At 35.0% G+C, this 14,555-nt stretch carries 14 protein-coding genes; 6 read left to right on the forward strand and 8 right to left on the reverse strand.

What is annotated here, in order from left to right; all coding sequences use genetic code 11:
• The coding region (locus tag GTR01_RS21345) for a helix-turn-helix domain-containing protein (RefSeq protein ID WP_160138977.1) at positions 1-205 on the reverse strand (205 nt) is incomplete at its 3' end.
• A gap of 103 nt (positions 206-308) precedes the next feature.
• Positions 309-1,604 carry a tyrosine--tRNA ligase gene (gene tyrS / locus GTR01_RS21350; RefSeq protein ID WP_160139752.1) on the reverse strand — a complete coding sequence of 432 codons (1,296 nt, stop codon included), beginning with the start codon at positions 1,602-1,604 and terminating at the stop codon, positions 309-311.
• 208 nt (positions 1,605-1,812) lie between these two features.
• On the opposite strand from tyrS, the gene GTR01_RS21355 reads away from it, so the two are divergent.
• Positions 1,813-2,373, forward strand: a complete 561-nt coding sequence (locus GTR01_RS21355) for an RNA polymerase sigma factor (RefSeq protein ID WP_160139753.1) — start codon at positions 1,813-1,815, stop codon at positions 2,371-2,373.
• Positions 2,374-2,633: 260 nt separating this feature from the next.
• Here GTR01_RS21355 and GTR01_RS21360 read toward each other — a convergent pair whose 3' ends face one another.
• Positions 2,634-3,263, reverse strand: a complete 630-nt coding sequence (locus GTR01_RS21360) for a hypothetical protein (protein ID WP_160139754.1) — start codon at positions 3,261-3,263, stop codon at positions 2,634-2,636.
• Positions 3,264-3,370: 107 nt separating this feature from the next.
• On the opposite strand from GTR01_RS21360, the gene lipA reads away from it, so the two are divergent.
• A complete protein-coding gene (gene lipA / locus GTR01_RS21365; protein ID WP_160139755.1) occupies positions 3,371-4,237 on the forward strand; it encodes a lipoyl synthase in 867 nt (288 codons plus the stop codon).
• 57 nt (positions 4,238-4,294) lie between these two features.
• On the opposite strand, the gene GTR01_RS21370 is transcribed toward lipA, so the two are convergent.
• The gene (locus tag GTR01_RS21370; protein ID WP_160139756.1) at positions 4,295-5,200 is read right to left on the reverse strand and encodes an AraC family transcriptional regulator; all 906 of its coding nucleotides are present in this window, start codon (positions 5,198-5,200) and stop codon (positions 4,295-4,297) included.
• 177 nt (positions 5,201-5,377) lie between these two features.
• On the opposite strand from GTR01_RS21370, the gene GTR01_RS21375 reads away from it, so the two are divergent.
• Complete coding sequence (locus tag GTR01_RS21375; RefSeq protein WP_185155155.1) at positions 5,378-6,577, forward strand: MFS transporter; 1,200 nt, start codon at positions 5,378-5,380, stop codon at positions 6,575-6,577.
• Positions 6,578-6,696: 119 nt separating this feature from the next.
• On the opposite strand, the gene GTR01_RS21380 is transcribed toward GTR01_RS21375, so the two are convergent.
• Together GTR01_RS21380 and GTR01_RS21385 are read right to left on the reverse strand one after the other, a co-directional pair.
• Entirely contained in the window at positions 6,697-7,041 is a 345-nt protein-coding gene (locus tag GTR01_RS21380) for a mannan-binding lectin (protein ID WP_160139757.1), read from the reverse strand.
• 177 nt (positions 7,042-7,218) lie between these two features.
• On the reverse strand, positions 7,219-7,599 hold the full coding sequence (locus GTR01_RS21385; RefSeq protein WP_160139758.1) for an STAS/SEC14 domain-containing protein: 381 nt from the start codon (positions 7,597-7,599) through the stop codon (positions 7,219-7,221).
• A gap of 115 nt (positions 7,600-7,714) precedes the next feature.
• Between GTR01_RS21385 and GTR01_RS21390 the strand changes: the two genes are divergently transcribed.
• Entirely contained in the window at positions 7,715-8,920 is a 1,206-nt protein-coding gene (locus tag GTR01_RS21390; protein ID WP_160139759.1) for an NAD(P)/FAD-dependent oxidoreductase, read from the forward strand.
• Between the two features lie 85 nt (positions 8,921-9,005).
• Here GTR01_RS21390 and GTR01_RS21395 read toward each other — a convergent pair whose 3' ends face one another.
• Both GTR01_RS21395 and GTR01_RS21400 read right to left on the reverse strand, forming a co-directional pair.
• Positions 9,006-10,604 (reverse strand): DUF4139 domain-containing protein, encoded by a 1,599-nt coding sequence (locus GTR01_RS21395; RefSeq protein WP_160139760.1) that lies wholly within the window; start codon positions 10,602-10,604, stop codon positions 9,006-9,008.
• Positions 10,605-10,875: 271 nt separating this feature from the next.
• Positions 10,876-11,550, reverse strand: coding sequence for an SIMPL domain-containing protein (locus tag GTR01_RS21400; RefSeq protein ID WP_160139761.1), 675 nt, complete (start codon positions 11,548-11,550; stop codon positions 10,876-10,878).
• 478 nt (positions 11,551-12,028) lie between these two features.
• Between GTR01_RS21400 and GTR01_RS21405 the strand changes: the two genes are divergently transcribed.
• Together GTR01_RS21405 and GTR01_RS21410 are read left to right on the forward strand one after the other, a co-directional pair.
• Positions 12,029-13,810, forward strand: coding sequence for a histidine kinase (locus GTR01_RS21405; RefSeq protein WP_228452309.1), 1,782 nt, complete (start codon positions 12,029-12,031; stop codon positions 13,808-13,810).
• Positions 13,811-13,820: 10 nt separating this feature from the next.
• Positions 13,821-14,546: a hypothetical protein gene (locus tag GTR01_RS21410; protein ID WP_160139762.1), complete on the forward strand. Its 726-nt coding sequence runs from the start codon at positions 13,821-13,823 to the stop codon at positions 14,544-14,546.
• Positions 14,547-14,555 lie beyond the last annotated feature (9 nt).

A 14,555-nucleotide genomic window follows, 5' to 3' on the forward strand; every position in this document is an offset into this window, starting at 1 on the left:
TATGAAGTTTGGGTTTACTCCACTCTAAGTTACCATATCTTCGCAACCAAACCAAAACGGTACTCTTTCCCTGAATACCATACTCTTTTTGAGCCTGCTTGTAAGTGTAATCGCCGTTTTCTACTTGAGAAACAATTCTTAATTTAAAGGCTATACTATAGTCCTTTTGTGTACGCTTTTCTCTTGTTAATCCTTGATGTTTCATAAATAAGTCGATTAGTTGTCAACTTATTTCAGGACGGGACATCAGAATAAAAGAAAAAAGGCGCTGGAATCTATCCAGCGCCTTTTTTATATCGTATTGAAAATTAAATAACCTTTACAATAAAATAACTTTTCTTCCCTTTTTGAAGCAATAAGAATTTGCCATCAATAAGATCCGTTTCATTTGCTGTAAAAGTATCATTTACTTTTTGCTTGTTCACAGAAATTGAATTTCCTTTGATTTCTCTTTGTGCCTCACTCTTAGATTTTAAAAATCCTGATTTTTCAGAAAGAAGATCAACAATATTTATTCCTAATACATCTGTTTTTGCGACTTCCTTTTGTGGAACTCCATCAAAAACTTCAAGGAAAGTTTCTTCATCCAGACTTACCAGATCTTCAGCTGTAGAACGTCCGAAAAGAATTTCTGAAGCTTTAAGCGCTTTTTCATATTCCTCTCTTCCGTGTACCCAAACCGTAACTTCTTCTGCTAATCTCTTCTGAAGCTTTCTTTCGTGAGCTGCTGTTTTATGTTCTTCAATTAAGGCTTCAATTTCTTCTTTTCCAAGGAATGTATAGAATTTGATGAATCTTTCTGCATCTTCGTCAGTAGCATTTAACCAGAACTGATAGAATTTGTATGGAGAAGTTTTCTTTTTATCTAACCAATAGTTTTCTCCGCTTTCAGATTTTCCGAATTTAGAACCATCCGCTTTTGTAATCAAAGGAACCGTTAATGCAAATGCTTCACCCTGAGCTTTTCTACGGATTAATTCTGTTCCGGTAGTGATATTTCCCCACTGGTCAGAGCCTCCCATTTGAAGCTTTACATTATTGTTTTGATATAGGTGAAGGAAATCATATCCTTGGATCAGCTGATAGGTGAATTCAGTAAAACTCATTCCGTCTGCACCGGATTCTCCCGAAAATCTTTTCTTTACAGAATCTTTAGCCATCATGTAGTTAACGGTGATGTTCTTTCCAACATTTTTAGCAAAATCAAGGAAAGAAATATTCTTCATCCAGTCGTAGTTGTTTACCAGTTCCGCTTTATTAGGTTCATTCCCGGCAAAATCAAGAAATCTTGAAAGCTGATTTTTCAAACAATCTACATAGTGTAAAAGGGTTTCCTCATCCAAAAGGTTTCTCTCTGCTGATTTTCCGGATGGATCTCCAATCATCCCCGTAGCTCCTCCTACCAAAGCAATCGGCTTGTGGCCATGTTGCTGGAAGTGAGCTAAAATTTTAATCTGAATAAGACTTCCGATATGTAAAGAATCGGCCGTTGGATCGAAACCAATATATGCAGTAGTTACCTCTTTATTCAGTTGTTCATCGGTTCCAGGCATCATATCAGCAAAAAGACCACGCCATTTCAGTTCTTCTATAAAGGAATTCATTGATTGTTTCTTTAAAATTTTAAGTTGCAAAGATAATAAATTCAGAAGTATAAATTCAAAAGCCCGGAAGGGTAAAATGGTAAAAAGGAACTAAACAGTGATAAAATAATTATTTTTCTGATTGAACATTCATCTGCGAAGTAAAATTCACGACTGACAGCTATATACGCTTTGCATTTTCAAGCCAAATAAGCTATATTTGTTATTAATGAACGACGAACAGCTATTTCAGCTCATTCAAAAGGCCAAAGACAAAGATCAGAAGGCCCAGACTAAACTCATCAATGTTTTTTGGGTGGATGTTTTCTCTTTTGTGATGAAGAAAGTGAGAGATGAAAATGATGCCGATGAGATTACAGTAAATGTCTTTTCTAAAGTATTATCGAAATTGGATATGTTCGATCCGCATTTTCAGTTTAAAACTTGGATTTTAACCATTGCCCAGAATACAGTCATTGATTTCTGGAGAAAGAAGAGCAGGGAAAACGAAGATGCTGTTGAAAACCTCGATGAGGTAAAAAATCAATATGCAAAATCCCCTGAAGAACTTCTGATTTCTGAAGAAGAGCAAAAGAAAATCATTAAAACTATTGAATCTCTGGATGCCAATTATCAGGATATCATTAAGCTGAGATTTTTTGAAGAAAAAAGTATAAAGGAGATTGCTGAAGAACTAGGAATTTCTGTTGCCAACACTAAAGTTCGTGTGATGCGTGCTAAAAAAGTTCTTGCTGAACTTTTGAAAAACAACGAATTCGATGATAATTAATAGTTTATTCGGAAAGCTCTAAAGCACGATTTTTTTTGCCACGAATGCAGGAATAAATGGTTTATTTTGGTCTTAAACCTAATGACTATGTGGTTTAAAATATGAAACCGCATAGATTTTATACATCATATATGATAATTGGTGCATTCGTGGCAATTATTTAACAGTATACAATTTTATCGAAGATAAAATCATTGCACCCTAACAATGGCCTGTAAAAGAAAACCCTCGCCTTTACGCTTCCCTGCATTCATAACAAACTATATAAAAATTTCAGCCTTAGTTTTAGGAAGTATAATCTTTATACTTTTATCATTTCTATTTTGAAGATTGATCTTGATTCCTTTTTTAATGAATGTTTCTTTTTGGGAAGGGCCATATTCTTTAGTATTATCAACCTCGTTTGTGAAATTAATTTGTCCTGTAGAAAGATTAAAATCCACATTTTTGATATAATCTCCCGGCCTTCCCGAACTTGAAGTATGTCCTATCAATTCAAAACGACCATTCTGATGTCTGTATTTATCTGTATACTGCCATTTCCAGCTGCTGCCCCCAAAATGGCTAATGATTAAAATTCCTTTTTCTATACTGGTTCCGGAATAAGGATCTCCCATGATACCTCCAGATTCACTATCAAGAATAGCATTCGTTGACTTTTCAAGGATTGTCCACCGGCCGTTTACTTTTTTCAGAATTTGGATTTCACGGATCTCACCAGACTCATCATCAGCATTTGTGTTGTAGACCATTACTTTTTCCGGAATTTGATCTCCATCCAGATCTCCATCCACTGTTTGAAGAATAGTAGAACCTTTTGGCTGGAATTCTTTTTGAGCCCAACAAAATGTACCAGAAATAAGGGATAAGATGCAGAATAAGGTCTTCATAAAATATTTTGAGTTCTGAAATTACAAAATTATATGTTTCATCAATATCTGTCTTTGATTGTTTCGATAAAAAAATCACTAACTTTGAACCTCAATTTGAGTAATAAATGGAGAATTTAGTTCAAGATACTACCGTTCAAAAGCCAAAATGGATTCGTGTAAAACTTCCTACTGGAAAGAATTACAGAGAATTGAGAACTTTGGTTGATAAATATAAATTAAATACAATTTGCCAAAGCGGAAGCTGCCCAAACATGGGTGAGTGCTGGGGAGAAGGTACAGCAACATTCATGATTTTAGGAAACATCTGTACAAGAAGCTGTGGATTCTGCGGAGTAAAAACAGGAAAACCTCTTGATGTAAATTGGGATGAACCTGAAAAAGTAGCCCGTTCGATCAAATTAATGAAGATTAAACATGCGGTTCTTACTTCTGTAGACCGTGATGATTTGAAGGATATGGGATCTATTCTTTGGGGGGAAACAGTAAATGCTGTAAGAAGAATCTCTCCGGGAACAACTATGGAAACATTAATTCCTGACTTTCAAGGAATCACCAAACATCTTGACAGATTGGTAGAAGTTGCTCCTGAAGTAATCTCTCACAATATGGAAACTGTAAAACGTTTGACAAGAGAAGTGAGAATTCAGGCAAAATATGAAAGAAGCCTTGAGGTTTTAAGATATTTGAAAGAAGCAGGACAAAGAAGAACTAAGACCGGGGTAATGCTTGGGCTAGGTGAAACTAAAGATGAAGTATTCCAGACGATTGAAGATATCAGAAATGCCAATGTAGATGTTATCACTCTTGGACAATACTTACAGCCAACTAAAAAACATCTTCCTGTAAAAAAATTCATTACGCCGGAAGAGTTTGATGAGTTTGGAGATTTTGCAAGAAGTTTAGGATTCAGACATGTTGAAAGTTCACCTCTTGTAAGAAGTTCTTACCACGCAGAAAAACATATTCATTAAAATATAGACCGCTCAGTAATGAGCGGTTATTTTTTTGTAATATCAATTCCCTTTTAATTAAAAAGATCTATTACAAGCAGTCTCTCTGTTGATGACCCCAATTCGCCCGTTGATTTCAATAGGTTTAAAGTGCTTTTTCTTAAATTCAGAAGGGGTTTCTCCGGTATGTTGCTTAAATAATTTATTAAAATAAGAAAGACTTTCAAAACCTACCTGAAAACAAACTTCCGTTACGGAAGAATCTTTTAATAAATAAATTTTAGCCTGATTAATCCTGTAATTATTCACAAAATCAGTGAATGTCATATTGGTCTGCTTTTTAAAATACCGGCAAAAAGCAGGAGTACTTAAACTGACAATCTGAGCAATCTCGTTGACATTAGGTTTTTTGTCGTGGTTTTCATGAATGTAATCGTAGATTGTTCCCATTCTGATCTTATCATTCAGGAACCACTTAATTCTTGTATCTTCTTTATTCAGCTCATTGACCTCTGTGGAATTGGCTAGAATCTGTAAGACTTCAATGAGTCCCATTAATGATTCAAAAGAGCTCTTATCCTTCAGGGTTTGAAGTTTTTCAACAACAATTCTTTTGGTTTCTCCGGAAAAAGATAATCCGAGATAAGAACGGTCTAAAAGATTTTTTATATTCTCAAATTCAGGAACAGGCAAAATGATATCCTGAAGAAAATTTTCCCGCATTTGTAATACCAGCTGCTTGCATTCTGTCTGTATCCCATAATCGAAGTTCAGATGAGGAACGTTGGCTCCTATCAGAAGTAACTCACTATCGGTAAAACCGGAAATATTTTTTCCGACATGGCGGATTCCATTGGATGCTTCCACATAAACCAGTTCTATTTCAGGATGATAATGCCAGAAAAAACAATTTTTCAGACTCGGAGCAAATATCTTAAAAGACTTCCCCTTTTCAAACTCTATAGTTTCTTTCTGGATCTTCATTTTGTTCTCATTTGATTGTTTGTGAAGTTAAAATTAATCAAAAAGGTTAATATGGAGCAAATTTTTATCATTCAAAGAGGGGTGAAATTCAATCTTTCTTTCGAATTTTGCACTTTCTAAAATAAAGATGGACAACCATCCTTAGATTCAACCTATTAATTCAGAAAAGAACATACAATGAAGATTGATAAACGAATAATACCGCTGGCGATTGGCGGATTGGGAATAGGAACTACAGAATTTACTGTAATGGGACTCTTGCCAGACATTGCAAAAACTTTGGAGATTAGTATTCCACAGGCTGGGCACTTGATTTCAGCCTATGCGATGGGAGTAGTCATTGGAGCACCCATTTTGATTGGATATTCGGTGAAGTATCCTCCAAAAAAAGTATTGATTGCTTTTATGATCCTATTTACCTTATTTAATGGGCTTTCTGCAATTGCTCCGAATTATGGAACCATGCTAGTCATCAGATTCTTATCCGGACTTCCTCATGGAGCCTTCTTTGGAGTGGGAACCGTAGTCGCTGCAAAAATGGCAGGAAAAGGTAAAGAAGCATTTTATATATCAATGATGTTTACAGGGCTCACTGTGGCCAACTTGGTGATGGTTCCTTTAGTAACCTATATCGGGCATACTTTCCACTGGAGACTGTATTTTGGTATTGTAGCATTGATTGGTATTTTTGCCTTACTATTTTTAAAATTATGGCTTCCAGCAACAGAAGCGAATCAAAATACCCATTTCCTGGAAGAGCTTAAATTCTTGAAAAAGAAACAATCGTGGCTGGTATTAGGGATTACAGCTATTGGGTTTGGAGGATTATTTACATGGTTAAGTTATATCACCCCTTTAATGACTGGTATTTCAGGAGTTGAAAGCAGCCAAATGGCATATGTAATGGTTCTTGCCGGGGCAGGAATGGTGGTTGGTAACCTTGCCGGAGGGATTGTTTCAGATAAGTTAGGGCCGGAAAAGACCTGTGCACTTCTGATTTTCTTAATGATGATTTCTTTGGTAGGAGTATTTTTACTGTCTGAACACCAGAATATTGCTTTCATATTAACATTTATGTGCGGAGCCTTATCAATGTCTATTGCTGCGCCTATCAATATTATGATGATGAAGGCAGCCCCAAAAAGTGAAATGATGGCAGCAGCTTTTATGCAGGCTGGATTTAATATTGCCAATGCTATGGGAGCCTTTTTTGGAGGAATTCCTTTAGAATACGGATTGCCATTCAATTATCCTTCATTAGTAGGAGTAGGGATGACCTTTATTGGGTTTGTAATCAGTGTAAGATACATGTATTTGTATGGTGGAGCAACCAATGATGAGGAAGCGGTTACAGAATGCGTTTCGTGTGATAAATAAAGAGAAAAAAATGTGTTAAGTCTGCAGAACTATTAAAATTAAGCATAAAAAAGGCTGTCTCAAAGTCAAAAATAGACTTTTAAGACAGCTTTTTTAAATTAATACATTCTTCTTTTAGATTAGAATTTAAAGACGCAGCTGCAAACGCTCATTTTACCTTCTACAACTGTTGTCCATTGTCCGTTCCATGTACCTCCGTAGGATGCACAGATAGCAGGACAAATTGCTTTAGCATCTTCATCGCTCCAGATTGGACCGGCCAAAACGTTTAAAGTATATTCCGTACTACCGGTAGGTTCGGTATTCAATTCAACTTCTATAATGCTCATTTGTCCTTCAACAATGGTCGTCCATTGTCCGGTAAATTTTCCTAAGTGTGCAGCAGCAATACGTGGCCCTAGTTTTTGTGCTTCGTCATTGCTCCAAAGTGGTCCTGCAATAATGTTTGTTTTGAATGTTGACATGGTGTAAGTTTTTGTGGATTAACAATACAAATGTATTCACTGTTTTGGGAAAATTTTGCAGTATAATATACCAAATTTTAGATTAGGTGTTTTTACGTATTTATCTGATAATGATTGGTGTATAACAAAAAAGACTGTCTTTTAAGACAGTCTTTTTATTGTTTATTGTAAGGGTAATCAAGCTTCTACCTCATCACCGTTTTTACACCAGTAAAGTGCATTGTATAAATTTTCCTTTGGGAAAGATTTAAATTCTCCGGGCATCAGAACACTGAAAATATCTGTAAAGTTCTGTACACCTTCTTTGTCTGTAACGATGGCAGCGCGATTCCATTTTGCCAGATTTTTGATTCCTAGCAGCAGGTCTTCAAGCCATGCCCCCATGGTAAATTTATCCAGATCAGTATCCAGGTACAATAAGTAATTCAGCTCACCAAATTGGTCTACTTTCTCTTTTACACGCGGAATTACCAATTTTTCAAAATCTTCTTTCGTCACTTCTCCGGTTGCGTTGAATGCTGCCACATTCTCCGGAGCTTCTGGAATAATTGTTATCATAGTGAATATTTTATGGTGGTTGGAACTTAATAAAGCAACAATAATTACACCATGAATTTGTTGTAAACTGTTAAAATAGATATAAATATTGTTATTTTTAATGTAAAATATTAATATGGATCTCAAATCAAATGAGCCTTTCTGGCTTTTAAAAAACGGACTGATCGCTACTTATCCTTCTTTAAAATCAGATGAGGAATGTGATGTTTTAATTATAGGAGCGGGAATTACAGGAAGTCTTATTGCCCATCAAATGGTAAAAGAAGGGTATGATACCATTCTTATTGATAAACGTGAGCTTTGCAATGGCAGTACTTCGGCCACTACCTCAATGCTGCAGTATGAAATAGATATTCCTCTCTATGAATTAACAAAAAAAATAGGAGAAAAAGGAGCAGTTGCGAGTTATAAAGCATGTTCAGAGGCGATTGATACTCTTGAAGTGTTGGCAAAGAAAATACGCTCTAATGCAGGATTCAAACGTAAAAAATCACTGTACTTTGCATCAAAAAAGAAAGATGTTGAATGGCTGAATAAAGAATATGAGGCCAGAAAAAAAGCAGGATTTGACGTTAAATGGTTAAACGCAAACCAAATTTTACAAAAATTCGGATTTGAGAATACGTATGGTGGTATCCTTTCAAAACAAGGAGCAAGCATTGATGCTTTTCAGTTTGCTCATGAATTATGTAAGCATAATGTAAAAAAAGGATTGAAAATATTTGATAAAACTGAAATGATAGAAATAGAATATCATAAAGGTTTCAATATAGCTCAGTTAAAAAGTGGTTTTAAGATCCGGACAAAGAAAATAATCTATTGCATAGGGTATGAAAGCAAAAACTTACTGAAGGAAAATTTTGTTAATTTGAAAAGCACCTATGCCGTCGTTTCTGAAGTGGATAAAGACAAATTTAAAAATATAGGAACCACTCTGGTATGGAATACCGATGAACCCTACTTATATATGCGAACAACTGATGATGGCAGACTCCTGATTGGCGGTGGTGATGAGGATTTTTATGGAGCTGAAAAACGAGATGCCATTCTGGATAAAAAGGAAAATGAAATCCTGAAAAATTTAAAAAAGATAAAGCCCGATTATCAGTTTTATCCTGATTTTGTATGGGCTGGAACTTTTGGTGAAACAAAAGATGGACTTCCTTACATCAGTGAACATCCAGCATTCAAAAATTCTTACTTTGTACTGGGTTTTGGCGGAAATGGAATTACTTTTTCAGTAACTGGAATGGAAATGGCTTCCCGGTTTATGAAAGGGAGAAAACATCCATTGTCTCGCTATTTTAAATTTGGACGATAATAAGAGGGAAATCCAAGATTCTCAAAACTTTTGTGGTTAAGGATATTAAAAAACCGATGACTAAATGTAGCCATCGGTTTAAAATTTATCTGTTGTAATACTGGATTTGCATCTCTTTAGGATACTTTACTTCATAAGAGAAGTTAATTTTTTCAGAACCTCCGGAACCTATTTTTTTATTCCAAAGAATACTTCCCGTTTTCTCATCAAGGCTTCCGTTTCCAGTGTCTATTGCTCTCACTGAAATTTTAGAATTTTCACTGATGGGAAGCTGATCAAGTACTTCAAGTTCAATACTTTCTTTGGTATTGTTTCTCACACTGATCTGGTAAGATTCTGTTTCCCATTTATTAGAATTCATAGGTTTTTGAGAAGCTTTATCCTCCAATTTAATTCTTTTCACTGTAATTCTTTCATCAACTCCCAGAGAAATAGGGAACTCATCCTTCACATAATTACTGGTAATATTCGTCTTCCCGATATAATTATCCTCAAAATAAATGTTCGCTTCCCCGTTGATGAGGTTGAGGTTTTGCCAGTTTTTTACAAAGGCCATCAGGAATACCTGGTTATTTACCTTTGGAACCGTGTGGTATTTGTAAGTAGCATCAATTTGTTTTTTATCCAGGATGACATATTGTTCTTTTTCTTGGCTGAGGATTGTTTGGTTGTAGTTGAGTTCATAAATTACGTTCATTTGGTTGTCAGAAACAGAAGCAATCGGGATCTGACTAGGCTTTGCTGCGATATCCTGTCTCATTTGATAAGCATTTACCAATGCAGATTCTTTTTTAGCTTTATAATCAGCAACTTCAAGCATGACGTTGTGAGGCATATATTCGGCAACATAAAGTGGAGAAAGGATAGGTCTATCCTGATTGTACGATGGTCTGTAGGTGGAGACAAACAATTTTATATTTTTCCAGTCCTGTCCTGTCTTTTGATAGATTTTTCCTTTGTAAACCATTTCTAGAGGTCTTTTTATAGATTCGGCACGAAGGTCATAAGAAGGAACCCATCCTGCATCCGAAACGATATAACTAACCCCAAGATTTAGGCTGGTATCATTATCAGCAAGAATTTCAAGCAAAAGTTCTTTTCTATTTGTGTTTTTATGAGTTTGTTCTTCATCAGACTGTTTATTGAGCTTAGTAATACTTTCATCAAGCATGCTTTTCTGTTCATTCAATAAAAAGATCTGATTATCAATGTCCAGCATTCTTTTTCTGTAAAACTCAGTAAGCTTAATCAGTTGTTCCTGAGGTGTTGATTTATCATTGGTTGATACCTTTAAATTGTCATTGATGATATTTTGTTCTCCTGTAAGATTTTTAACCTGAATATTCAAAAGGCTGACCTGTCTCTGAAGTTTTTTTCTTTCATCATCCAGCTTTTTTTCACCATCGGAAAGCTGATCTTCTTTCAAAAAATTATTTTGGGGAGTGATGGATAGGAGCGTGGTGTTCTTTTCAAGATTAATTTTATATGTATTTTCATCCAGATCATTTGGAAGGTTTACAATTCTTATGGTATTTTTTCCTTTCTGAAGATTGACAGTAGTGCTTCCAAAGACTTTTGCTCCCTGTAAAAATACAGTAGCCTGCTTTACCTCAATTTCCTTTTTGATTTCCTGTGCTTTGAAAAAAGCTACTGAAAATATTGTGATTAAAAGATAACGTTTCATTGTTTATTATTTTAAATTATGAAGTAAAATTACCTGTATTAAATCCTGAAAATGGGGATACTTGATGAAGAACGGTTTTCACTTGGTGAGTGCAAAAAAGACGTTCTTGTATCATAAATGCATTAAAAGCAGCTTAGTAAAAAAACATGTGCCGATGTGTTTTATTTTTTAACCAGATAGAATTATTAATTAGTAAGGATGATGTTATTTATAGACTTGTGACCCCAAAAAGGCTGCCCAAAGTGTGGCAGCCTCTCTTAAATCTGTTATTTTATAGAATTTCGTATCTCGTTTTGATACTGTATTTCAGCTTGATATTTTCAATATTGTCAAAAGAAAAATCTACAGGCGCATCTGCCATTTCCATTTGTACATTGCTCATTCTGCTTTTGTAGGCAACAGGCATAACGGTATCGCTGGTGTAGTCTTCAATTTCTACAATTTCAAGAACACTGCCCACCTTTTTACCCATACTTTCCAAAAGATAATCAGCCTTTTCTTTTGCTGCTTTTAAAGCATTGATCTTTACTGCTTTTCTGAAGTCTGCAATTTTGGTGTTTTTTACTTCTGTGATATTCAGGCTGCTTACCCATTTCTGATTCAGATCTTCAAAGATTTTACTCAGATTAGATTTTGCATTCGCTTTAAACTGATAGTTCTTTGAGAATTTGCCGTTTTTGGCGTAAATGTTCTGGTACATCGACTTGAATTTGATATCCTCGTTTTTTACCCCAGCATTTTTTAAGATATCAAACATCTTCTTTTCATTATCTGCCAGATCATTTTTGTTGTCTGCTTTTATTCCGATACTAAAGATGATTTCATCCGGTTCTACTTCCATTTCGGCAACACCCGTTACCTCAATTGCATTTTTCTTTACTTCCTGAGCGTTTACAAAACTTCCCAACGTTAAAATTCCGATTAATAAAAAATGTTTCAATTTCATAATTTCTTGTTTTTACTTTTAAATTCTGATGTAAAATTAGTTCGATCCAAAACTGAAAATCGGAAGACTTGGTGAAATGGAACTTTCACTTGGTGAGAAGTAGAAATTATCCATATCATTCAGTTTACTGCTTTACTTTTTTGTATATGGAGATCCTACAAAGGTTTATAACGCTAAGAATCGCAAAGAGAAAGATAGAAGTATAATGTATATATTCGTCCGCAAGGGCATTTCATTCAGCTAGGTGTGGTATTTTTTTATTTGCTGAGTGTTAATGTCTCTGCGAACGTAAAAACTTATTACTTGATAAATGCCTTTGCGAATTTTGTGTTTAAAATAACAGGTTTATTTATTAGGATAACCGAAAGCTCTATACAAGATAAAAGGTTGTCACTTGGTGAAATCATGTTTTGGCTTGGTAAAGAATAGAAGCTGATCGCTAAAGTTTTAGTTACTTTGCAATAAAGATTTGAAATCCGTGAAATTAGCTTTTAAAATACTGTTTATTTCAATATTGATGGTGGGAAATTACTTCTCAGCACAGGATACTGCTAGAGTTTCCCAAGCTGTGAAGTCTGCTGCAAAACTGAAAAAAGCGGTAGATAAGAATGATGATAAAGGTGTTGCAGATACGTATGTGGGGATAGCCTCCGATTACTATAATCAAGGAAATTATGCAAAAAGCGAAGAGTATCTTGTGAAAGCGAAAGCTCTTTATCAAAAACTTAATGATAAAAAGAACCTGGAATCTGTTACCCGGAAATTAGCCCAATCACAGGAAAAACAAAATAAAATAACCCCTGCCATTAGTAATTACAGTATGGCAGCACAAATGAGCAATAGTGAGAAAAGCAAAACCGTTAACTCTAATGATGTAGCAAGATTATCAGCCCCTACACCAGAGGTTCAGGCAGCGGCGATTCAGAATAATATTAATATAAGCAAAAAAGAAAATGAACAAGCCAATGTAGCGGAAGGATACAGCCAATTGGCAGACATGAATATACAACAGAAAGATATTTATAAAGCAGAGGAAAACCTTAATACCGCGTATAAAATTTCAAAAAAAGAAGCTCCGCAACAAGCGTTGGCAATCAATCAGAAACTTGCTGATCTTTATGTTGAAAATAAGAACTTTGATAAAGCTATTGAAGCTAAAAAGAAGGTTTTAAAAGAAGATTTCGTAAAGGATAACTCACAAGAGAAAGTTAATCAGATTCAGGAACTCGCTGATATTTATATCAAAAAAAATGATCCGAAAGAAGCCGTGGATTTGTTGAAAAACGCCTACGGGATAGCATTGGATAAAGGCCATACACTGGAAGCTCAGAAAAGTGTAAAGAGACTGGACAGTCTTTATGCTATTTCTGGAAATATTGATGCTTCAGTTCAGCTATATAGAGATTTTCTAGGAAAACTTCCGAATTTAGTTTCTAAAGACAGGAGCTTGGTAGATAATAAAATTCTGGAAGATACAGAACAGAGAATTTCGCAGCTGGAAAAAGAAAAAGAGCTGAAAGATGAGCTTATTCGTAAGAAAAACATCTTCAATTACGGATTAATAGGAGCTTTGATCTTATTGACAGGTCTTGTTATTTTCATTTTCAGAACCCTGAAAAAAGTTCAGATCAAGAATAAGAAAATTGCACTTCAGTCTCTTAGAAGGGAAATGAATCCACACTTTATTTTTAATAGTCTGAATAGTGTCAATCACTTTATTGCTACCAATAATGAATTAGAGGCGAATCAATATCTTACCAAGTTTTCAAAACTGATGCGTGGTGTGATGGAAAACTCTACCAATGATTTTATCCCTTTTCAGCAGGAATTGGATTTGCTTCAAAATTATCTCGCTCTTGAAAAAACACGTTTTTCCGATAAATTTGACTACGAAATTGATGTTGATGAATCCCTGAATATGCAAGGCCTACAGATTCCCGGAATGCTTGTACAGCCGTTTCTGGAAAATGCTATCTGGCATGGATTGCGTTATAGAACAGAAAAAGGACATTTGAAATTAAGTTTTGAGAAAAATAATCATCATCTAAGGATTACCATTGAAGATAACGGAATAGGGATAGAAGAAAGTAAAAGACAAAAGACCCAGCATCAGAAAATCCGTGAGGGGAGGGGAATGAAAAATACACTCGAAAGAATTCAGCTGCTGAATGATCTGTATAAAAAAGATATCACCTGTTCTGTAAAGGATAAAGAAAACAATAGTGGGGTTTGGGTCACTATTCAAATTAATCTGGTTTAAAAATGATACAATGGAAAAAAAAATCTCCCTATTCATACTGATGATCTGTCTGTTCTCCGGAAGGGTATCAGCTCAGGATATGGACAGTATCAGATTGACAACGATTCTTAAAAACCTGAAATTGGATAAAACTAAGATCAGAGAAGAACTTTGTGTTGAAAAGAAAATGCCTAATGCTGAAGACTCCTATATTGTGGTTATTCCGATGATTGTGAGTCAGGAAGAAGAGGATTATGTTTTTACCGTTAAGAACTATATTTTAATTACAGATGAAAATGGAGTGATAAAGAACAAATATCTAGATCCTACAGAGCTAAATTCCGATGCTGTAGACCTAAGAAGTTTTACCATTGATACCGGATTGTACAATATCAGTACGAATATTCGTGCTTTTGGAGTGAAAGCAGATTTTGTAGGAAGCAGCAAACCCAACCCGTATGCTTCAGGTACCATTTCAATGTATTATCCGGAAGAAAAAACTTTTAAAAAAGTTCTTGATCAGTTTGAAATGGATTCCACTACAGGGGAGTGGGATACCCGATGCAATGGTGAATTTACAGAAGATGTTTCCTATATCATCATGGATACATCCAAAACAAATAATTTTACGGATCTTAAAATCAAAAAAATCTCTGTAAACACCATGAATACAGAAGTTAAAGGAGACTGTAAACAAAAGAAAACATCAAAAACATCCTATAAAACGTTGAAATTTAAAAATGGAAGATATCAATAAGATTTCCAT

This window comes from Chryseobacterium sp. c4a (assembly GCF_009900745.1).
GTDB lineage: Bacteria > Bacteroidota > Bacteroidia > Flavobacteriales > Weeksellaceae > Chryseobacterium.